Raw genomic sequence first — 22,499 nt, 5'->3', positions numbered from 1 at the left:
GCTATAATGATACTAAAAATTGATAATGTAGTTAAAAGTTTTGGGAAAAACAAAGCATTAAATGGTATAAATATTGTATTAAGGCCTGGTATTTATGGATTATTAGGACCTAATGGAGCAGGAAAAACAACGTTGATGCGTATTTTAACCACAGTACTTAATCAAGATATTGGGGAAATTACCTATGGAGATTTAAATTGGGATAATAAAAATAATGTACGTAAAATAATTGGATATTTGCCTCAAAAATTTTCTTTGTATAAAAGTTTAACAATAATACAAGCACTGGAACATATAGGAGTCCTAAAAGGAATTAAAAAAGATTTAAATGATCAAGTTATTGATGTTATAGAGAAGGTAAATCTTATGGATCATAAAGATAAAAAAATTGGACAGTTATCTGGTGGAATGATTAGACGAGTAGGCATTGCTCAAGCTATCTTAGGAAATCCTAAAATACTTGTAGTTGATGAACCAACAGCAGGACTAGATCCCGAAGAACGAATGAGGTTTAGAAACTTAATTAAGGGGCTTAGTAGTACTAACATTGTAATTATATCTACTCATATTGTAGAAGATGTTGAGATGATGTGTGAAAATGTAGCAATTATAAATAAAGGACAAGTTATATTAGAGGGGGAAATTGAAGAAATTAAGAATTCTTCAAAAGGGATATCCTGGGAATTCGAGATATCTAGTGATGAATTTTTAAATTTACAAGATAAGCTTAAAATTACTCAGCAAAATAAAACAAATACTGGATATAAATTAAGAGTAATATCAATACATAAACCATATCAGTCAGCTAAGGAAGTTCAACCAACTTTAGAAGAAATATATTTAAACTTAGTTAGTTGAAAAAACAAAATTTATTTAAAAATGAATGGATGGCACTTGGGAAAAGTGCCTATATCCCTTTCTTAGTTGATGTTTTGTTAATTATGTATTGCAGGTTATTTGAAAATCAAAGAATTATTAGTATAGCACTACAAGCTGTACTTCCAGTGGTTGCTGCTTGGTGGTGTATTATATGTTTTTACAATTTAGTGGAGGAAGATGGGAATGAGGTTTTTTTCTCTTATCCAATAAATCGTTGGTGGATAGGAATTGGTAGATGTTTATCATTTTATATGTTATATATAATAACAATATATATAATAATCTTATTATGCGGTGTAGATATTGTTATTATTAAATCAGTCTTTATTCAATTAATTATACAAAGTTTTTTTTATGTTAGCCTAGGCTTTATGTTAGTTTTAATAACAACAAACACAGGTGTAAGTATAGGGCTAGTAATTGGTTATTGTACATTTCAACTATTAAGTCAAGGTAAAGTATTGTCATTTATTAACATTTATAATTTTGGTTCACAACCACAAACAATAGAAACAGGCATATATATTGTATTATTATCATTGGTGTTTTTAGTAATAGGACAATTTTTAATATTAAAGAGGTTTAAGTTTATGTAGATAAAAAATGAAATAAGTTATTTTTATTGTTGCTTTGAATAATATATAAAAAAATAAGGATACCAAAGTTAGGTACCCTTACTTTTGAGATTTTCCTATAACGGTGGATATAGCTGCAGTTAAATCAGAAATAGATTTATTGAGATCTTCAATTTTCTTCTCAAATCGAACAAGCAGATATATTGTCACACCTATAGGGAAGCCAACTGTATTAACCAGTTTAACAAATGCATCATACATGACGCACCACCTCCCTCACCGCTATAGATAATATATATGCTTATTTCAATTAGTTCCTATAATCTTTTAAATATATTTTTTAAGTTTTTTTAAAGCTTTATCTTTAACCTTTCTATAGTGAGTATAACTATTATCACCATCACAGGCTATTTCGCGAAGACTATCATAGCGTAAGTAAAATCTGGCAACAACATCTTTTTCAACTGGATCTAATTTCTCTAAGGCTTTATAAAGCCTTTGGGCCTCCTCAAAAGCTATTACTTCATCCTCTAATGTAAATTCATACTCACACGCTACGCCGAGACGTATAGGCTCCGCATTTGGAACTTCTCTATAGTGTTTTATTTCTCCCTTTAAAAGAGCTTTAAAATTAGTTCTAATAGCATGTATACAGTAACCATCAAAAGTATTGCTATTAAGGTTATAAAGATTTACTGCTTTTATAACAGAAAGATATCCATGCTGAACCAGGTCATCAAATTCATAGGAGGGTATGTGGTAACTTCCAGCTAACTTAATTATCAAAAACTTATACCTTTCAATAATATCCATCAAAGATTTTCTGTCCCCATTCTTTGCTTTTTCAACTAAACTCTCCAGTATAAACACCACCCTTTTTATTTCATATATCTATTATACATATTTTGTAACAAATGTTAAATCATTTTTTTAATCTATTTAAAGCTAAGATTAAAGAAATAATAATACATGAAAAATATCTTCTAAAAAATAATACCAAATAATGTATTTACATATATTACAAATACGAAAATGGTTTGTAATATATTGTCAATCTGACACAAGCGGGTTATGTCAGATAAGAAATGGCTCAAATACTAGTGTTGTAAAAAACTGTAAATTACCAATTACCTCTAATCTTACATATTGACTATTTTTCATATATTGTGTAATATAAAAACTGGGAATTCTAATTTGCGAAAAGATATGATATAAATTTACCTTGAAAACCTAATACATGCGACAATATTTAACAAATTTAGATATGAATTTAGTAATTGTTAACTATTTAACAAAATAGAATATAAAGGAAGATGTAAAATGAAAACTGTAGAACCTATAAGAGATTTAAAAACCATAAGAATTATGAGATCCTATTTAAGAGATCAGAGTCTTCGAAATGAGCTTCTATTTATTCTTGGAATAAATGTTGGACTTCGTATAAGTGATATTTTAAAATTAACCTTTGATGATGTTATGAATTTCAAAACCATGAGTGCCAAAGAATATGTAACAATAACAGAAAAGAAAACTTCAAAAACCAAAAAGTTTTACATAGGATCCATAGTAAGTAAACTAATTGAAGGCTATGCGGACAGTTTAGAGGAAGTGCTGCCAGATATGTACGTGTTTTGTAGTAAGAAATCAGAAAACAAACCAATATCTCGTCAACATGCCTGGTACATATTAAATAATGCTGCTGAAATGATAGGCCTGGTTGAAAGGGATCATAAAGGAAATATAATATCCGGAGAGGTTGGTACCCATACTATGAGAAGTGCGACTTGTTTCTAAGTGAAAAGCTTAGACTAATTAGTTGATTGAATTCAAAAATTAGAACTGTTATAACAAAAAGTAGAATGAAAGGGTAACGCCTTGAAATGCTTTCTCTAAGTCTCCGACTAGCGTGGTGGTGAGTAAACACCTAAATGTTAGAAGCTCGGTGAAGTCGGCTGAGAGTACACCGCACGTAGAAGAAATACCATGCCTACACGAATAGCGAACCAGAGGTGGTCGAGTGTATGATAGGCCGGGAGTCTATAAAATATTTATGGTTAGGAAGTTCATAAGAACTGACGAAATTGGGAATGTACGGGTCTTTATGGTGAATATTCAGAAATGGGTATAACACATATGTGTTAGTGAGTGTGGATGAGTAAGATTTTCTTATATGAAAATCCATATAATGTTACAGGCATTATCAAGCTTACAAGGCTTATACCAATGACCTAAGGATATATATGTAAAGATAGTAATAACGGAACAAGGGAAGCTTGGAATATGGAGGGTTTATTCCCCATGAAGTAGTGATAAGGAAAACGCACGTATAACTTATCTTAATCCAAGTGAAAGTGGTGGCATAAAGCTACAATGGATTCTGTAACGGTCTCCTAGCAATAGCCACTAGACAAATTGTTATTTGAAAATTAAATACTGAATAATTCAAGGTTCGAGTAAGACTAAGAGAAATGAAACACCGTGAGGGGTAGTAATTGACTTGAAGGAAAACTTTAAATTAGAGAAAAGACAGAAGCTAAGAAATAATGAATATTATAATATGCAAGACGTATTTGACAATCTGTATAAAGACTCTAAGGAAGGCAAAAGTTTTACTAATCTACTGCAATATATAACCTCGAAGCAAAATATCCAATTAGCATATAGGAATATTAAAGGTAATAAAGGTTCAACTACTGTTGGAACGGATAACAAAGATATCTCCTATTTTAAAGCTATGGATAATAATAAGTTTACTAAACTTATACAAAGGAAGTTTGCAAACTATCACCCTAAAAGTGTGAGAAGAGTGGAAATACCTAAACAAGGCTCTAACAAAACTAGACCTTTAGGTATTCCATGTATAGATGATAGAATAATGCAACAATGTATTGTTCAAGCATTAGAGCCAATATGTGAAGCTAAGTTCCATAACCATAGTTATGGTTTCAGACCAAATAGGTCTACGAAACACGCTATAAGTCGATGTATGTCTCTCATAAATGCATCTAAATTACATCATGTCGTAGATATAGACATAAAAGGTTTTTTTGATAATGTTAATCATGCAAAGTTAAAAAAACAATTATGGAATATGGGCATACAAGATAAGAGCTTACTAAGCATCATTGGTAAAATACTTAAATCAGAGATACAAGGTGAAGGAATTCCCACAAAAGGAACGCCTCAAGGTGGTATTATTAGCCCTCTATTATCTAATGTAGTATTAAATGAGTTGGACTGGTGGATAAGTTCTCAATGGGAAACCAAACACAATACATGGAGTCTCTATTTTCCCGATATATGGTTGTAGAACAAAACCTCCAATGAACTTTAGGAGAGAAATATGTAGTTATACAAAGGAAGGTAGGGAGCATATCCATGCAAGTTTAGGTGGAAAATATTCTATGCATATAGAATACTTACTACGTAACCAAATGGGTAACAATACCACCGAATATAACGACAATAGATTATCACTTATGGCAGGTCAAAGAGGGATATGTTACATAACAAAAACCTCTCTAATTCCTTGGAAAATGGAATGTCATCATAAGAACCCTAAACACTTAGGTGGAACTGATGAATATAAGAACCTTGTATGGTTAAGTGCCGATTCTCATAAATTAGTACATGCAACCAAACAAGATACCATAAATAAGTATATGGATATACTAAGGCTAGATAATAAAGGTTTAAAATGTGTCAATTCTCTAAGAAAGTTAGTAGGAAATTCAGTTATTTAATCAAATATAATACAATTTGTTGGAACGCCGTATGAGGTGAAAGTCTCACGTACGGTGTGAGGTGGGGGAAAAGGTGGAGATAATATCAAATCCTTACCTATCACTATAAACTTTTGGTTACCACGCCTATACTGGAGGAACAACCATAGAGCTGTTAATGGATATATTTAATCATTCTTCTAAAACACAAACTTTAAGATATATAGGCATAACAGAGGATCAGAAAAAGGAAGTTTATATGCAAAGTAATTTGGGTTAGGTAGAGGGTTTGCAGTATTGCGAGACTAGACTTGCAGTATAAAAATGAAATATAAGTAATAAAAATCCTTCATATTTAATCTATGAAGGATTTTTATTAAAAAACACCATTTTATGAGAGTATATTTTACGATATATATATTGAAATTAATATTGCATTTTAAAGAATATTCTATAAAATATACCTAAACCAGGCATCATTCTACTAAGGTGCTTATTGCACTTGGGGATGCTACATTTTTGAACTTTGGGAATCAAAGTACACCATTACAGCTGATGAGTAGTAGATGATATAAATATTATGTACATAAAAGAGATGCAGTAAAAACTTTAATTTACATTGCTTATCATTTTAAGTAATTGTAGTTATAAGAATAGCACTAAACCGATAGCGCGGCGGTATTGGCCTAACGGGTATATAGATAATATGTATTTCACAGGAAAAGGAGTTAGAGATATCTTACCTCTAATGTTTGATATATAAACCCGGATTATTCATGAACTTAAATTTTATGGGTTTAATTTTAAAAACACATAGAATTTGAGTTTTATTATTTATTTTCATTACAAAAATCGCGTTTCCTGGATAGAAATCACATAAAATATGATTATACATATATTTACATTTTAAAAAGTATACACTTCACCAATTTGTTTTAATCATATTATTTAAATTATTAAGTTTTGCAAATGAATTATTAAATCAAATGAACCTATATAGGTATGTAGAAAATTCTATTTAATATATTAAAAAATACTTCTTTGTAAGGGCAACTGCTGCATAATTTAAACTTTAGATATCTTCCACCTTTCACTATTTTTGCCAGAGCTGAAGCATGATTTTTTTTAAAAGCACTAATTTCATGTTAAATTATGAATTACTGGTATTGTTTTTAATTTTGCGTAATTATTCTTGCTAAAGTAACCTTCATTATATTATTATTTTTAGCCATTAGTAAAAAAATGAACGACAAAAATGCCCTCAAAAGAGTGGCTATAATCATTTGCATTCATTTCACTCCACCTCCCTACGGGCGTAGCCCTTAAGAACCAATGCGAGTTTTATTGTCTAACTAATCTCCACTGATAACTATCTAATTCTTTAATTTTAAGGTCTTGTTCCTGTTTTCTTTTCTTGTGTCGCTCTTCTGTTCTATTCATCAGGGTTCACCACCTTGCATGGTTTAAGTCCTTTAAGACAATCCTTAAAATCCTTTTGCAGTGGATACATATAGATAGCTTTTGGTGGTAGCTGCATTTCTTTTTTTCTGTCCATTCTGCCACGACCTTTGGTTTCACCTAAATAAGTCCAATTTGAGGCCTTATAGCATGTACCCGCAAATTGAGAAGTATCTACAAATGTCTCTAATAACACTGGCGCATAACAATATTCTCTTAGCCAATCTTTTTGAATTTGCTTTATAGATAAAGCCAATGCTTTGCTTGCTAAATTTTTGATATTAACCCAAGGAAATATTAAAAATCTACTGTTATTCAGTATGAAATGAAGCCTTACATTTTTATCTTCAATACTCCATCCTATCCATTCATCACGTGGTTTAAGTGCCCACGCTGACGCGGAAAATTCAAGACACCCAAGCTTCTTGTCTCCACTTTTAACAAAATAGTACAATCTAGAACCAAATACCTGCCTATCTCCCAACATATGATAATCATTAACATATTTTCTCCATAGTTTCAATTGGGCTCCGGCTCTTGCAATCTCTAATTTTATTGGTTCAAACTCTTTTAAATCCCCTACAATAGAGGATGTATCTATATAAAAATTCGGTATTATTGATACTGATACTTTTTTTGACTTAATAATTACAGGTGGCAATTCAATAATCCCAGCTTTTTCTAACTCCACTAGAAATGCTACGCATTGAGGTGTTTTGGCTCTTCCAGCTGGCGTAGTCCAGTCTAAAAACTCGCATACAGTACCTGCTAATTCTTTTCTTGATAAATGCGAATATTTTTTTCGTGTCCATTTGATAAGATCTATATCTTGAGATGTGAAATTTCGTCCGGAGGATGCCATAATAATATTGTCCATATTGTGCCCCACCTACCTTTCCAATATTATCATAACATTTAAGCTGTGATGTTGTCCAGGGGCATTTAAGAAAAAGTTTTTCAAAAAAACTTTGTAGCCCTTGCTACACAAGGGCTATATTTTTATGCTTCAGCTCTGCTCCAACTAATTTCTCGCACCAATGGTGCGAGATTTGGTTTATCAAAATACTACTCCTCCTAATTTTCCTGTAAATTATCAGAATATCCTAATAATGGGTAAGTTTCTGTTGCATATTATTAGTTTTTCGTTGTAAACACGCCAATAGTGCCCCTAATACCAATGTCCCATTGAAAAGAAACTATTTTAACTTAAGTTTCTCTTTAATGGTTATAATTTGATTTTTTGGTTTGACAAGGAATAATGTAAATGGTATATTAATAATAAAGTTATATAAAGTATCCTTCAGGGTTGGGTGAAATTCCCTATCGGCGGTATAGCCCGCAAGCCGTAAGGCAGATTCGGTTAAATTCCGGAGCCGACAGTATAGTCTGGATGAAAGAAGGTGAATGCAATTATACGTAGTTTTTATTATATATATTTGTTGTGTTCTCAAATCCCCTTAAGGCTGCTTAAGGGGATTTTTTGTGGTGTAATTTAGGAAAATGTGTTAAAAATAAAAACTAACTTTATTACATAATGATCAGTGATCAAGCCATCATTATATAATCAAAAAAGTTAATTTGTAGATAACTGTTTAGCATATATAAAATAGATATGCTAGTGTGATATTGCAGTCATAGCCAAATTCCACAGAAAGATAATACACATACAGTATAAAACTTTAGGTGCTTTATGTAAAATTTATTATAATTTGGAGGGGTTTTTAATGAATGAATCACTATTGAATCAATTTGGTAATAATTTACAACGTGTAGAAAAAGCATTGGGTATTCTTAAACAAGGTAAAGGTGTAATTCTTGTTGATGATGAAAATCGTGAAAATGAAGGAGATCTTATTTTTCCTGCTGAAACACTTACTGTGCCTCAAATGGCTATGTTAATTAGAGAATGCAGCGGTATTGTTTGTCTCTGTTTAACAGAGGATAAAATTAAAGAGTTAAATTTACCTCAAATGGTTCCTAATAATACATGTAAATATGAAACTGCATTTACTATTTCAATTGAAGCTAAAGAAGGCGTAACTACAGGAGTTTCCGCTGCTGATAGAGTTACTACAATTCTTACTGCTGTAAAAGATGACTGTAAACCTGAAGATTTATGTCACCCTGGCCACGTTTTTCCGCTTTGTGCACGTACAGGAGGGATTTTAGTTAGACGTGGACATACAGAAGGTACTGTTGATCTTATGCGTTTAGCAGGACATAAACCAACAGGAATTTTGTGTGAACTTACAAATGCTGATGGAACAATGATGAAATTGCCACAGATAATTGATTTTGCTAAAAAACATGATATGACTGTTGTTTCTATAGATGATATTTTTGAATATAAACAAAATATGTAAGTTGATGAAATTAAAAACCATCATAGGTGCATTCCTGTGGTGTTTTTTACTATTTATTTTAATGTCCATTATAACTCAAATCTATGGGATTCTGTATTTTATGCAATGCCCAAATAAATAAGTGATTTTAAAAGTATACTAAATTATTGGGGGAGGAGATAAAAAATGATTAAATTAATAATTTTTGATTACGATGGTGTAATAGTAGATTCACTTCCTACTGTTTACGATATATATAAAACTATAGGAAATAAACTTAATGTGAAAATTCCTGATTCAATTGACGAATTTAGAAAATCATATGGAGCTAATTTTAGTGAATGTTACAAAAATCTTGGCATGGACATAGATGAACAAAAAAAAGCTATGGAAATTTTTGGGGAAGAGATAGGAAATCAAAATCCAGAAATTTTTTATGGAATTAAAGATGTTTTAAGTTGGGCAAATACTTATTACAATTTAACCTTAATATCTTCAAATTATACAAAAGAAGTTATACAAAAGCTTAAAAAGTATAATATATACAAATATTTTTCTTTTATAGATGGTAATTGTACAACCGACAAATCTAAAAAATTTAAACTTATACTTGAAAAATATAATCTTAAAACTAATGAAGTGATAGTAATTGGTGATAGATTATCTGATTATAGTTCTGCAATAGAGGCTAAGATTGAACATATAATTTTAGTTGAATATGGTTGGGGATATGACAGAAGTAAATATCCTAATAATAAATTTGTAATAAATGAGCCAATTCAATTAATAGATGCTATTAAAAAAATTGGCTAGTATTTATAGTAAATATAGCACTATATTGTTCAGACGAATAATTTGTATTGGGGAGATAAAAATATAATGGAGCTTAATAATAAGATTATAAATGCGTGTTTAGACCGCTATGGAATAAGCAGAAACAGTTTAAAAAAGCTTATAAGTCATCAAAATATTGTCTACAGTTATTCTAAAGACAATAAAGAATATATTCTTAGAGTTTCAAATAGTAAAAGAAGAAATTTAAAGTTCATATATGGAGAATTAGATTGGATTAGTTTCTTATCTGATAATAAAGTTTCTGTGTCTAGTGCAATAGAATCTCTTAATGGTAAACTAATTGAAGTTGTAACTGTAGATGGCAATGACTTTTTTATAACAGCTTTTAAAAAAGCATATGGTATATATGCAAAAAAACAATATAGAAATAAAGAATTATTTGAAAATATGGGAAGACTCACAGGTGAAATGCATAACTTATCAAAACAATGCAATTTAAATAAAAAATATTTTTATAGACCTCAATGGTATAATTCAAATTTATTAAATTACATAAACATAACTGTTGACAAAAGTGAGACGATTATATATAAAGAGTTTTATAACACATTAAATGAATTAAATCAATTACCTAAGAATCATTCTTCATACGGAATTATTCATTCTGATATTCATTTTAAAAATTTTAACGTTTCTGATAATGTAATAACATATTTTGATTTTGATGATTGTGAATATGGCTGGTTTGTAAATGATATTTCTATTCAATTATTTTATTTTTATGTAGAAAACTATGATTCTAATGAAAAAGAAGAAGATGCAAGATGCTTTATAAAATATTTTTTAGAAGGTTATAACAAGGAAAATCATTTAGATAATTATTGGATTACGAAATTACCATTGTTTTTAAAATTAAGAGAAATTATAATGTATTCAATGCTATATAATTGGAAAACTTTTGATAGTTGCAGCCCATGGGTAAAGAAATATATGATTTGCAGAAAAGAATGTATAGAAAATAAAAAAACACTTATAGATTTGGATTTTTCTAAACTGTGCCATGAAAAATAATACTTTTTGGGGTAGTAACCGCAAAACGCGGATTTTATACGTTAAGACATATATTACCAAAATACCGATATATTCAAAGAATTCTTTGAATATATCGGTATTTTAATTACTCTAAAATATATTTTAAACATATTCCTTAAAAATGAAAAAGGTAGGATTTAAGTCACACTATGCGAAAGATACGACAAAAACTAAATCTAAAATTGTTCTACATCAACTTTACAAATTGGAATTTGATGAACTCCGAATTGTGATCCTTTACGTAGTTATTTTTTCTTAACAGGAATCCAAATTTCACTGTAGTAGTTTTCGTCTTGATTACCTTGCGGATAATCAGCCGTATTGGTGTACATTTCAATATTATAACCTGCTGCAATTTCATAATCACTGCAATTAGGCAGCCATTCTGAGAAGATTTTTCTGTTCACATCTTGCAGAGTTTTCGGCATTGCGCCATTGCAGGCAAAAACAGCCCAGGTGTGTTTAGGAATAATTTTTGTAACAAAACCATTAGATATTTCTATGGACGGATTATAATTGTCTGCAATCAAATATTCGAACTCATCTGAACCCATGCTATCATCTATGCATACTCCGTACATTCCGCATACAAATTTCCCATTTCCTGTTTGATAATGCTCTGTCCAAAACTGTGGAATTTCTGTAGTTGCACTATCATATTTAAATACCTTTGATACGCCCATGACAGTAAACGAATCTTTTTTAACAATTTTGTAATCCATAATATAACCGCCTTCCAATGAAAATTTGATTTTCAGCGGAGCAAACGATTTAATCATTGCTCCATCTTTTCGAACAGCAGTAGGTGTGCAAGCATGAAATCGAGTAAAAGCTTTTGTGAAACTATCTGGTGAGGCATAGCCATATTTCAGTGCAATATCAATGATTTTTTCATCAGTAGAAACAAGCTCACCGCCGGCAAGGGTAAGCCTGCGTTGTCTGATGTACTCTCCCACCGTAAAACCACAAAGCATTGCAAAGCCTTTTTGGAAATAGAAGGTCGACATAAGTACTTTTTTTGCAATATTTTTTATTGCGATTTCTTCAGTGATATTCTCCTCAATATATTTGATAGCTTCACCGATTCCTTCAATCCACCCCATAATCATCACCCCTGTCTGTACATATATCTTATCTCTTTTCAAGCGGTTGTTCCCGACTTTTTGTGTTATGTTTTGTCTTGTCTGAAAGATTATTAAATAACCTGTACATCAAATTACTATTTATTAAATTGTTTTACATCTACGACCTATTTATTAGTATATCATTATAGTAAATACAATTCTAATTTTTATAAATTATTGCAATATTTCCCTCAAAGGTCTCATATTATCTATTAAATTGTAATCAGAACTATCATCAAAGTCTTTAAAATTGCATATAACCTTGTTGTATGCAATTTTACTTCTTAGATTGTATAAAATTTTTAAGTATATTGCGGTTGTAATTTCGAGAATAAAATGAGCGATCCAATCATAACACAAGTTGCCACTCCATATAGAATGCCGGGACTGAATGAATATATAGCAGCAGCTGTAAGAGGAACAAGAACTCTGTAAGCGGACTGCAAACTTTGATTTACACCCTGTAATTTTCCTTGGCTATTTTCATCTACAGACTTTGAGAGTCGTCCGTTGTAGGACGGATCGAACAATCCTTCGCCTAGTGTGATACTCATAACCGCAGCAATAATAAGTACTGGAGACGTGATGTGAACGCTAAGAATTATTAGACTAAGTCCCAGTGCTAGTCCGAAAAGACCAACAATACCAATATTTCGCTCACTGAACTTCTTAAGAAGACGTGGTAATAACACAGCTCGCGAAATAATATCGCAGGCTCCAATAATAGTAAAGATACCACCGATAAGCGCAGGCCCCCAGGAGAAAATATCTTTTAAGAAGATGCTGAAATTGAATTGATAGATTCCGAGTCCCACATAGAAAAATCCTCCGACGATGATAAGCGATCTGGCCTCTTTCATGGTAAAAATATCTTTGAACTGACCGAAGATATTGAAACTTTTTATGGAAAAATGGGTTGATCGTTTTTCAGGAGACAGTGATTCCGGCAGAAAGAAATAGGTACAAATAGTGGAGAGTAGCATTATACCTGCAGTAACGAAAAACGGTAGTGTAATTGAAATGGCGCCAAGCGGACCTCCAAGTGCAGGCCCTATCATGCATCCTATTCCCATGGCAGCACCTATATAGCTAAACCATTTTGTGCGCTCCTGCGGCTCTGTGCTATCAGCAATGTAAGCAAACAACGTACTGATATTGCCTGCTGTTAATCCATCAATTATCCGGCCCATAAAGAGCACCCACAGCGATCCACCGATACCAAACAGAATATATCCTATAGCAGATCCGAGTAAACTAATGATTAAAATCTTTTTTCTACCGTAGCGATCGCTTAGTGCCCCAAATATTGGCGCTGCAAAAAAAGTGCAAGCCGCAAAAACGGATGCCAGCGCACTCATTCCTACAACTATTTGCGAAGCGGGCAAGTAGTTGCCAAGTAAAAATGGCAATAGCGGGAACACCACCGTCATCCCGATTCCATTCATAAGCACAATCCCCACAATGATCCACAAAAAATTTTTACGCATTTAAAATTCCACCTCTCTAAAAAAAAAATGTTTCCTAGGAAACATAACTACTTTATCATTTTATTGTTTCTTTGTCAACAATAAAATGGAGCTGTATCATATGCTGATGTTTAAGCGTTTTGATACAGCCCCGTTTAGGCTAATTTTTGATACAAGCCCATTATTCAAAATCATTTCGATTTGTTATATCTATACCTTGCTTCTTTATTTCTTCATCCAAATGCCTATTATACTTTTCCACGAAGCTAAGCATGATATCAAATTGCTTCTCTGTTACCTGCTCAAATACGGCTTTATCCCGCTCTTGAAACTCTTTATGCAGTTCCTCGTGGACTTTGTTAATTACTTTCCCTTGCTCCGTAAGCCTAAAATAGATTTCTTTTTTGTTATTTGGCTTCTGGTAGCTTTCGATAATGCCTTTTTTTATGAGCTTCTTAGTTAGTTTACTTATGGCACCCCTAGTCACATAAAAGGACTCCGCAAGTTTTGTCACGTTGGAATCTACATTTCTTTCAATGTATTCTATGCAATGTACTTCAAAAGAGTTATAACCCTTAAAACTGTCTTTCATCTTAGGCTTATTAAGCGAAACCGTCTTGTTGTATATGTCCCTGAAACCCATTAAAACCTGTTCTTCTTTGTTCATATCTTGTCCTCCCACCTGTTGGTGTATTAACAATATTATAGTACACTTTTGTTTCTATTTCAACAATGTTAAAGTGATTATTTTAATAATTGAGCTACATCTCTGAAACATTTTTTTCGTGTAATCATAATACGTCTGAAACAGGCTGGAATCAGGATTACCCTGATCAAACACAAGAATCAGCTTATCCTTAAATTGCTACAGGTTTTCTTGCATATAGGGACTCAAAAACTAAAAAGCAAAATGATAATTTATTTAAATAAAACTATACTAAATTTACACAATACCAATTGAGTTACTTTCAGTGTGAGGCTATTACACATTTTAAAACAATTGTAAGTATACATAATTTATGGTAATAACGGTATAATCGAATATATATTATTGTGAATTAAGAGAATACTGTAAAAATTCATGGCAACTTTTTATACAATGGTGGGAAATGGTTGGTGGAGGCAAAAATGCACTTTCATATCTTGAAGGATTTGGTGATGAAAGAATCTATACATATATTAATGAGTTTGAAAATATAGTGCAAAGAAAAGTTAAACCATTTAACTTATATATAGATCTAGTATATACAGGCACATCTCAGATTATAGAAGTGAACAGTGAATATATTGTTATGGTTCTAGTTAGACATTTATATTTTGATAAAGATTGGTGGATGAATAAATTAGAACAGATAGGCTAAAAAATAATAATGAACAAAATTAGTACGCAAATTTCAAATATACGGTTATGTTAATTAAATAGGGAGGTCTTATACGTGGCATTTACATTAGCTCACCCCGCAGTAATACTATCTTTGAAAAATAAAAAACCTAATATGTTTAATTTATCTGCACTTATATTAAGAAGTATGTCACCCGATTTCCAAAGTTATATTCCATATATGGGAAACAAATTCTCGGAAATATTCCTTCCATATGATGGTCATACATTAAAAGGAGTATTTACATTTGATATTCCTTCAATTATATTTGACGCATCAGATTTCGTACTTTTCATCTTGCCATTGTGGTTGATTTGAAGCCACCCAACCAACCTCGGTGTACATTCTCTTAATCATATCCGATTTAAGCCCATCTGCTCCTTCTCTAATAATCAAACCCTTATAATATTGATACATAATATTTCCCCCGAAAATTTATTTTGTCATTAAGTCGCAATTATTTACAGTTGCGACTTAATCAGTAGAAAAATCATATAATTAAATACCATTTTTGAAAACTATTACATATCTCAGTTGTCGGATTTGTTGGCTAGGCAGACCCCTTACAAAAATTGAAACAGTTTTTGTTGCTACTGGGGGTGCAGTTTCGAACGGGGATACGTTTAGTAACTAACGCAGTTTCTCACTAAACACTACTAATTAGCGACTTCTTGTCGCACCGACATATAAGAATATGATATATTAATTGCTAAAGATAATGATTATAATTTTTATTTTAAAACACTCTTTATAAACGCTAAAAGACTCACAGCACCAGTCAGTAACCAACCGATTCCGAGAATACGAGCATTCTTTGTTTTATTTGGTTCTCCCTTTATTGAAAATTGTTCACGACTCATTAAAATCGCTAGTAAAATCCCGGCAAAACTTATCCAAGCCCATTGAGTTGTAATAATCCCTATCATATTCAAAAATCCTAGTACCATAGCAAAAAAAGCAGCGAGTAAGGTGCAAACTCTCAATATTTCCTTCATATAACCTTCACCCCCAAATACCAATTAATATAAAGTATTCTTGCTTCGCATAATGAATAGGTTTGTATTCAGATGGTGAGCTGATAAAAACTATTAACTGTAATTCCACAAATGTATTTATAATCCTTCTGATCTTTGATTGTTTTCTAAAAATAGATATACTTTCCTAATCTCCAAAATAAATACATTATGCTATTATGGTGGTTTCGCCTGACGTGGAATACAAAATGAATATAAATGGGATACATCAAAAAGAAGATTTGGATAAAGTAAACAAATTATCTTTAGAAATAAAATTCCTTGCACTTTTGGTTTCACTCCTGCAAGGTTATTGCTCAAAATATAAATAACTGACAGTTCGCGTTATTAATGAAAACTCGAGCTTTATTATGTAGATGTTCTAAGGTTTTTGCCACAAGTGGTTCCATTAAAAAGCATAATTGCTTAGTTAAATTTATAATTAATATAATTTCTAATATATTAAAAACTATATTAATTTATGTAATACCTAATGCATGTTTTAATATATCATTTGCAAGCTTACTTCTGCTTTCTCTTTCCTTCATTTCATTAACAAGTTCTACATAGGATTTATATCCTGCAGATGATTGATGTGGGGAAGAGTTTTCTTTTGCGGATAGAAATTCTTCTTAATTATTATAATTAGTAAAATCAAAATTCTTTAGAATTCAATAACTGGTTATTAGAAATTATCTTGAGGTCACAATATAAATCTGACAAGAAAATTTTTGTTAAAATACTTGACAAAACAATTTTTGTCAAGTATTATTGTAAATATAAGGAATAACGATAGGGGTGCTAATTATGAAAATTATAACAGGCCAAGCTGCAAGAGGAGATAATTTTTTTAAAAGATCTATTTTAATAGATAAATTATGGAGAAAAATTGATTCCGAAAGCAGTATTATAATTTCAGCTCCAAGAAGAGTTGGAAAAACATCTTTGATGAGGCATATAGAAGATAATCCTAATGATAAATACTATGTAGTCTATATAATCACTGAGTCAGTATATAGTGAAAATAAGTATTATGAGGAAATTGTAAAGGCTATTTTAAATTGTGATTCTATAAAGATTAAGGATAAAGCTTTAAACATATTTAAAGATGCAATAAAAAACTTTGCTAAAAGCATAGATGAAATTGGTATAGACTCCGTTAAGTTTGGCAAAAAAGTTGAATTCAATTATTATGAAAAATTTATAGAAATTATGAAATCTATTGATTTAGAAGGACATAAATTAATTATAATGATAGATGAATTTGCTCAAACCATACAAAATATTCAAGAAAAAGAAGGCACCATATATGCAGTTAAACTTCTTCAAAGTAATAGGGCCTTAAGACAAAACGGTGATATAAATACTAAATTTCAATTCATATATACTGGCTCAATAAGTCTTGAGAGCATTGCAAGACGAATGGACTCTTCAAAGTCTATAAATGATCTGGATATATTAAAAGTCACCCCGCTAAGCCTATCAGAAGGAAAAGATTTTATAAATATACTACTTAAAGGGCTTGATTTTACAATGGACGATAATACTATAAACCATATGCTTTACGAAATTAAATGGTTAAACCCTTTTTATATTCAACTTGCTATGGATAAAATTCAGGACATTTATGATGAGGAGAAATCACCTGCTATATATAATAAATCAGTTGATATAGCAATTAAACGTATGATAGAGGAAAATAATAAATTTAGCAGTTGGCATGAGAGGCTTAGCGTGTACAAAAATAATGATTACAAGTTCATTATAGAACTATTAAACATAATATCTATGGGTGAAACTAAGAAGATAACCTATAATGAAATACATGATTTAGCTGTGAAATATAATCTTGAACAAACATATAAAGAGCTTATAAATGCTCTTGTAGATGACGGATATATAAATAATAATGATGAGGATGTAAAAATATATACATTTACTTCTCCTATATTAAGAATGTGGTGGTGTAAAAAAATTGCAAACTAATAGTTTAAGTCTTTATAATCCTAATAGTCTAACAGAGCAGGAATTAGTTGATAGGTTTGTAGTAAGGAAAAAAGAGTTTCAAAGAATTTTTAAAGATATAAAAAATTCTGAGATGAAATACCCAGAACAACATTACATCATAGAAGCTCAAAGAGGCTATGGTAAAACAACCTTGTTAAAAAGAATATACTTTGAAATAAAAAGAGATAAGGAATTAAAAGAGAGGCTTATTCCTGTTATATTTCCTGAGGAGCAGTACAATATCCGTAAACTATTTAAACTTTGGGAGGTAGCAGCACAGCATCTTGAAATGGAGGGTAGTGAGTTTTTAGGACTTTATGATGAAATGGAAAAATATTCAGAATTCGATGACTACGAAGATATATGCTTTAAAATCCTTGAGCAAAAACTTAAAGAAAAAAATAAAAAATTAATACTTTTTATAGATAATATTTCCGATATATTAAAGAAGTTTAAACTTAAGGAGCAGCAAAAACTTAGAGAAATCCTCTTAACTTCTGCAGAAATTCGAATTATAGGAGCATCCTCTGAGGTTTTAGAATTTACTTTTGATTACGGTAAACCCTTCTATGACTTCTTTAAGCCCATAAGATTAAAAGGCTTAAATGCAGAAGAAACCAAAGAATTTCTTGGGAAATTAGGTGAAATTTTCGATAAGAAGGATATAAATGAGGTACTTAAAAGTAATAAAGGAAAAATAGAAGCTCTAAGACGGCTAACCGGTGGTGTGCCAAGAACCATGATATTACTTTTTGATATTTTTGTAAATAGCGGTGGAAATGCTTTTAAAGAACTAGAAACATTATTAGATAGGGTAACACCTCTTTATAAACACAGAATGGATAATTTATCTCCAGTGCAGCAGGAGATTGCTGATGTTATAGCCTTAAACTGGGATGCCATAACTACAAAAGAGATAGCGGGCAAAATAAGAATGCAAAGCAAAGAAGTATCAGCCCAACTTAATCAATTAGAGAAAAACGGAGTAATAACTAAAATCGCTATAAATAAGAAAAATTATATGTACCAAATCACAGAACGATTCTTTAACATATGGTATCTAATGAGGTTTGGCGGAAAAAAAGAAAAACATAAGGTGCAATGGCTTGTACATTTTCTTGAAACTTGGTGCAGTAGAGAGGAAATAGCACTTATTTATATGAATACATTAAAAACTAAAGAAGTATATGAAAATGAGTTTGATGTTACTTATACTTTAGCTGCAAGCTTACTTTGTAATGATCTAATAGAAGAATCTTTAGAAAAAGCCCATTTATTTTTACAGTTGGCTAATAGTACAGAGGAATATAATAAGATTATTAATGAATACTTAATATTCTTAATGGCTAAAAAACAATACAACTCCTTATTTAAACTCTTTAATGAAATTGAATTTAAACTAAAGGATAAATTTAAACCCACTTATTATGCTTTAATGTATTTTATGAAAAATCAGAATCAAGAATTTGAAATTGAGTATAAAAAAGTTGCTGAGGAATTAGAGGAAACTGTTGAAGAGATTATTGAAGAAGTTAAGAAGATAGAAGAAAAATACAAGTAAAAATATGTTAAATCTAACAATTAATTAATTGTCAATAGAATTGTATTGAAAGACATAAAAATTGTATTGAATGGCATATAAGCATATTAAGTACCGAATAATACGATTTTTATGTTGTTCGCTTAATTATCCTATACATATGTTAATGTAGATGATATTGTTTTGTTGTATGCTAATCCTAATTATATTAATGAGGGAGGATATTCATATGAATAAAAAGTGTATTGCTTGTCAATCTGAAGAATTAAAAGAAGTAAATATTGTAACAAAAGGAGCATTTACCGTAATAGATACTGGAAATAAATTCTCATTGAATCCACCAAGTTCAAAAATAATTAAATATGTATGTTTAGACTGTGGATATATAAGTCTTTATGCAGAGAATACTACTATCTTTAGGTAGATTCAGTCTGGATTATTCATTTCAGGCTCTCTTAGTATAGATAACATGTAAAAAAACAGCCACAAGACAGCATTTTTCATTTTTGATGAACTATAAATCAAAAATAAGGCTATTGTCTTGAGGCTGTTTTTACGTGAAAATAGAACTATAATTTCTTTAATTATTGTAAAAGAAATAGCATGGGGTTATCTCTTTTACTGAAGTATACTATTGGCATTGAAAATTTAATATTATGGGAGAAGGGATTTATATTATACTAATTGATCTAATATTTCAGTTTTTTAGCGAACACATTAAATATAATAAAATAAAACTTAGCAACAAAGTATTTATACTAATTATTAGTGTTTTTATTATTTTGGCTTTTTATTGTTGGTTGAAGGGGGTATAGATGTCATCTAGTTAGCGAGGCATAAAGAATAATATTCTTTATGTACCCAAAATGAGTGCATAAGGGAAGAATTGACTGGGTGGTAACCCATTATTTGAATGGAGTTTTCTTAGCTTGATGGCTATGTTGCCGTACCCCTAAATAAAATACATATCAGAGTATAGTAGATTAAATCTATAGACTTAAGGTCCAAATATAAGTGTACCAATAGTAAAGTATGCAATTGGAACCAACCATAGTAACATATTTGTTATTACCCCAATTAAAGCAAGTTTATCTTTATGAATCCTTAATGGAATAATACCTAATAAAATTCCAATTGGACTTATAAATAAAGGCAGTAATATAGGAAGACCCTCTATTTTTCTTATAGGCATAATTTCAAAAATTAGATTTAGTATAAGAAGTATAAGAATAATTGATATACCTATTGAAATTTTTCCATTTACTGATTTTATTTCACATACTTTATTTTTATCATTGGTATCGCTATCAATATTCATACCTAAACTTAATTCGTTATGAATATAATAATATTTAATAATATTATATATTAGAATTTCTAGTACCAATAAACCTCCTACAAGATTAAGAGGTTTTACTGTGTTAGTATTCTGAGAAGAATACAAAATAAATATAAGTGAAATTCCAATCATATTTATCCAGAATGTAATATACCCAGCCTTGAAAGCAAACTTTTGAGTTCTTTCATCACTATCTTTTATTAAATAATACCAAGTATTCTTTTTCTTTAATAAAATGCATTCATATATTAAGTTAATCAGTAAAATAATTGATAATAATAGTAATACCTGAGTTCCACCCTTTCCACTAATATATAAGTGATAATTAAACATAGAAAAGCTTTTTAAAAGTAGAATAACTAGTAAAATTATCTTTAATAAAAAACGAAATAAATAAGTCATTTTAACTTTCTCCTTCTAACATAAATAAGTCTTCAACATTACAATTTAATGCTTTAGAAAGTTTAATTGCTAACCCTATAGATGGTTCATATTTTTGTTTTTCAATAGAAATAATCGTAAGACGTGTCACACCTACAATATTTGCCAATTGTTCTTGTGTGAAATTAAAACTAGTACGCTTATATTTAACCTTATTAAAAACAGTGTTTTTCATTTTAATACCTCTTAACTATAATATAATGAACCCCCTCCCTATGTATAGTTTAGTATACATAGGGAGGGAGTTCAAGTAATTATTGAAAAATTAATCCATTTTTTAATATTAATACTTATAAAGTATTAATTTGGTTGTTCTTTAGTATTTTTTTCTCCAAATGTAAATCTTAGCGATGATTTTGCATCACAAGCATTGATTTATAGGTGTTGTTAAGCAGTCAGTTAAATTTAACTAAGCAATTACTCGGTTGAATGTATTGTTTTTATTCACTATAAGCTTTAGTATATTGAATGTTATTTTATGGCATTAAATGGTACAATCTATCTATAAATTGTTTTGCAGTCCTAGAATAAGACGAACTGCATATTATTTATAATATAGGGAGGAAGGTATTAAATTGAGTGAATTAATTTTAGTAAACCCATCAAAGGTTTTAGAAGAAAAAATTCTGGAATACAAACAAGAGTATTTAGACTTTGAGGAAACTAATATCAATGGTAGTTGTGGCCTAGCCCGTTATAATGATTTTGATGAATGGCTTGAAATTGTTCTTTCAATTGAGAAAGATAAACTTCGCAATAATGTTCATGCCAGCACATTCTTTTCTGTAAGAAAATCTGATAATAGAATTATAGGTACTATTCAACTCCGTCACTTTTTAACTGATGAATTAGAAAAACATGGAGGACAAATAGGCTATGGCATTCGTCCAACTGAACGAAAAAAAGGTTATGGTAAGCAACAATTATTACTTGTTTTAGAAATTGCAAAAGATATGAAAATTCCAAAAGTAATGATTATCTGTGATAAAGATAATATTGCTTCAAGTCAGACTGCGATGAGTTGCGGTGGTATATTAACAGGCGGAAATTTCCATGAAGGTAAAGAACAACAAATATATTGGATTAACCTCCGCTAAGTTTCTTGCACAATATTCTTAGACTGAAAAACAATCCCTTAATAAGTTAAATCATCACCTGCGTAGCTGTTTATCTTCTTCGAAGCTGCAATATTAACGACTTCAGAAGGAGATTTAGATTCCCACTGAAGTTTTCTTTTTGTTGTAGCATGTAACCCCCACTTATAGAAGTAGGAGACTTTCCTTCTGAAATGTCGTTAAATGTAACATATCATATCGAAAACGTA

General features: G+C 30.5%; 22 protein-coding genes, 1 pseudogene and 1 riboswitch. Of the genes and pseudogenes, 13 read left to right on the top strand and 10 right to left on the bottom strand.

Annotated elements, in window-relative coordinates; all coding sequences use genetic code 11:
- The first annotated feature begins 6 nt into the window (after nt 1–6).
- Nucleotides 7–858, top strand: a complete 852-nt coding sequence (locus tag G9F70_RS26060; RefSeq protein ID WP_164947359.1) for an ABC transporter ATP-binding protein — start codon at nt 7–9, stop codon at nt 856–858.
- Entirely contained in the window at nt 855–1,475 is a 621-nt protein-coding gene (locus tag G9F70_RS26055; RefSeq protein ID WP_164947358.1) for a hypothetical protein, read from the top strand. The genes G9F70_RS26060 and G9F70_RS26055 overlap by 4 nt, the downstream gene beginning before the upstream one ends.
- 78 nt (nt 1,476–1,553) lie before the next feature.
- Here the strand turns inward: G9F70_RS26055 and G9F70_RS26050 are convergent, their stop codons facing one another.
- On the bottom strand, nt 1,554–1,715 hold the full coding sequence (locus G9F70_RS26050) for a YvrJ family protein (protein ID WP_164947357.1): 162 nt from the start codon (nt 1,713–1,715) through the stop codon (nt 1,554–1,556).
- Nucleotides 1,716–1,781: 66 nt separating this feature from the next.
- The gene (locus G9F70_RS26045; RefSeq protein WP_224617963.1) at nt 1,782–2,324 is read right to left on the bottom strand and encodes a sigma-70 family RNA polymerase sigma factor; all 543 of its coding nucleotides are present in this window, start codon (nt 2,322–2,324) and stop codon (nt 1,782–1,784) included.
- Nucleotides 2,325–2,774: 450 nt separating this feature from the next.
- On the opposite strand from G9F70_RS26045, the gene G9F70_RS26040 reads away from it, so the two are divergent.
- Both G9F70_RS26040 and G9F70_RS27570 read left to right on the top strand, forming a co-directional pair.
- A complete protein-coding gene (locus tag G9F70_RS26040) occupies nt 2,775–3,248 on the top strand; it encodes a tyrosine-type recombinase/integrase (protein WP_164947356.1) in 474 nt (157 codons plus the stop codon).
- Between the two features lie 763 nt (nt 3,249–4,011).
- Nucleotides 4,012–5,197: pseudogene (locus G9F70_RS27570) on the top strand (reverse transcriptase domain-containing protein).
- A gap of 1,411 nt (nt 5,198–6,608) precedes the next feature.
- Here the strand turns inward: G9F70_RS27570 and G9F70_RS26030 are convergent.
- Nucleotides 6,609–7,511 carry a Druantia anti-phage system protein DruA gene (locus G9F70_RS26030; RefSeq protein WP_164947355.1) on the bottom strand — a complete coding sequence of 301 codons (903 nt, stop codon included), beginning with the start codon at nt 7,509–7,511 and terminating at the stop codon, nt 6,609–6,611.
- Nucleotides 7,512–7,926: 415 nt separating this feature from the next.
- A riboswitch (FMN riboswitch) is annotated at nt 7,927–8,040 on the top strand.
- Between the two features lie 318 nt (nt 8,041–8,358).
- On the opposite strand from G9F70_RS26030, the gene ribB reads away from it, so the two are divergent.
- The 3 genes from ribB (at nt 8,359) to G9F70_RS26015 (ending at nt 10,842) form a co-directional block, all read left to right on the top strand.
- On the top strand, nt 8,359–8,997 hold the full coding sequence (gene ribB / locus G9F70_RS26025; RefSeq protein WP_164947354.1) for a 3,4-dihydroxy-2-butanone-4-phosphate synthase: 639 nt from the start codon (nt 8,359–8,361) through the stop codon (nt 8,995–8,997).
- 165 nt (nt 8,998–9,162) lie between these two features.
- Complete coding sequence (locus G9F70_RS26020; RefSeq protein ID WP_164947353.1) at nt 9,163–9,789, top strand: HAD family hydrolase; 627 nt, start codon at nt 9,163–9,165, stop codon at nt 9,787–9,789.
- Between the two features lie 66 nt (nt 9,790–9,855).
- On the top strand, nt 9,856–10,842 hold the full coding sequence (locus G9F70_RS26015) for a phosphotransferase enzyme family protein (protein ID WP_164947352.1): 987 nt from the start codon (nt 9,856–9,858) through the stop codon (nt 10,840–10,842).
- A gap of 266 nt (nt 10,843–11,108) precedes the next feature.
- Here the strand turns inward: G9F70_RS26015 and G9F70_RS26010 are convergent, their stop codons facing one another.
- The 3 genes from G9F70_RS26010 to G9F70_RS26000 all read right to left on the bottom strand — a co-directional run bounded on the left by G9F70_RS26010 (nt 11,109) and on the right by G9F70_RS26000 (nt 14,120).
- A complete protein-coding gene (locus G9F70_RS26010) occupies nt 11,109–11,966 on the bottom strand; it encodes an AraC family transcriptional regulator (RefSeq protein ID WP_164947351.1) in 858 nt (285 codons plus the stop codon).
- A gap of 323 nt (nt 11,967–12,289) precedes the next feature.
- On the bottom strand, nt 12,290–13,474 hold the full coding sequence (locus G9F70_RS26005) for an MFS transporter (protein ID WP_164947350.1): 1,185 nt from the start codon (nt 13,472–13,474) through the stop codon (nt 12,290–12,292).
- 160 nt (nt 13,475–13,634) lie between these two features.
- The gene (locus G9F70_RS26000; RefSeq protein WP_164947349.1) at nt 13,635–14,120 is read right to left on the bottom strand and encodes a MarR family transcriptional regulator; all 486 of its coding nucleotides are present in this window, start codon (nt 14,118–14,120) and stop codon (nt 13,635–13,637) included.
- Between the two features lie 442 nt (nt 14,121–14,562).
- Between G9F70_RS26000 and G9F70_RS25995 the strand changes: the two genes are divergently transcribed.
- Nucleotides 14,563–14,814, top strand: a complete 252-nt coding sequence (locus G9F70_RS25995) for a hypothetical protein (RefSeq protein ID WP_224617961.1) — start codon at nt 14,563–14,565, stop codon at nt 14,812–14,814.
- 75 nt (nt 14,815–14,889) lie between these two features.
- Complete coding sequence (locus G9F70_RS25990; RefSeq protein WP_164947348.1) at nt 14,890–15,153, top strand: DUF4184 family protein; 264 nt, start codon at nt 14,890–14,892, stop codon at nt 15,151–15,153.
- Here G9F70_RS25990 and G9F70_RS25985 read toward each other — a convergent pair.
- Nucleotides 15,112–15,252, bottom strand: a complete 141-nt coding sequence (locus G9F70_RS25985) for a hypothetical protein (protein WP_187353017.1) — start codon at nt 15,250–15,252, stop codon at nt 15,112–15,114. The genes G9F70_RS25990 and G9F70_RS25985 overlap by 42 nt on opposite strands.
- Before the next feature lie 314 nt (nt 15,253–15,566).
- Entirely contained in the window at nt 15,567–15,830 is a 264-nt protein-coding gene (locus G9F70_RS25980) for a hypothetical protein (RefSeq protein WP_164947347.1), read from the bottom strand.
- Between the two features lie 825 nt (nt 15,831–16,655).
- On the opposite strand from G9F70_RS25980, the gene G9F70_RS25975 reads away from it, so the two are divergent.
- From G9F70_RS25975 to G9F70_RS25965, 3 genes are all read left to right on the top strand, one after another.
- Entirely contained in the window at nt 16,656–17,834 is a 1,179-nt protein-coding gene (locus G9F70_RS25975) for an ATP-binding protein (RefSeq protein ID WP_164947346.1), read from the top strand.
- Nucleotides 17,824–19,416, top strand: a complete 1,593-nt coding sequence (locus G9F70_RS25970) for an ATPase (protein WP_164947345.1) — start codon at nt 17,824–17,826, stop codon at nt 19,414–19,416. The genes G9F70_RS25975 and G9F70_RS25970 overlap by 11 nt, the downstream gene beginning before the upstream one ends.
- A gap of 208 nt (nt 19,417–19,624) precedes the next feature.
- Entirely contained in the window at nt 19,625–19,819 is a 195-nt protein-coding gene (locus G9F70_RS25965; protein WP_164947344.1) for a hypothetical protein, read from the top strand.
- 573 nt (nt 19,820–20,392) lie between these two features.
- On the opposite strand, the gene G9F70_RS27385 is transcribed toward G9F70_RS25965, so the two are convergent.
- The gene (locus tag G9F70_RS27385) at nt 20,393–21,136 is read right to left on the bottom strand and encodes a hypothetical protein (protein ID WP_318011026.1); all 744 of its coding nucleotides are present in this window, start codon (nt 21,134–21,136) and stop codon (nt 20,393–20,395) included.
- A 1-nt stretch (nt 21,137) separates the two neighbouring features.
- Nucleotides 21,138–21,350, bottom strand: coding sequence for a helix-turn-helix transcriptional regulator (locus G9F70_RS25955; protein ID WP_164947343.1), 213 nt, complete (start codon nt 21,348–21,350; stop codon nt 21,138–21,140).
- Nucleotides 21,351–21,750: 400 nt separating this feature from the next.
- On the opposite strand from G9F70_RS25955, the gene G9F70_RS25950 reads away from it, so the two are divergent.
- Nucleotides 21,751–22,272 carry a GNAT family N-acetyltransferase gene (locus G9F70_RS25950; RefSeq protein ID WP_164947342.1) on the top strand — a complete coding sequence of 174 codons (522 nt, stop codon included), beginning with the start codon at nt 21,751–21,753 and terminating at the stop codon, nt 22,270–22,272.
- Nucleotides 22,273–22,499: the final 227 nt, after the last annotated feature.

This window comes from Clostridium sp. FP1 (assembly GCF_011065975.2).
In the GTDB taxonomy this organism is placed as follows: domain Bacteria; phylum Bacillota; class Clostridia; order Clostridiales; family Clostridiaceae; genus Clostridium_AD; species Clostridium_AD tagluense.
The sequence above is the reverse complement of the archived record's forward strand: the minus strand, read 5'-3'. Positions and strand labels throughout refer to the sequence as shown.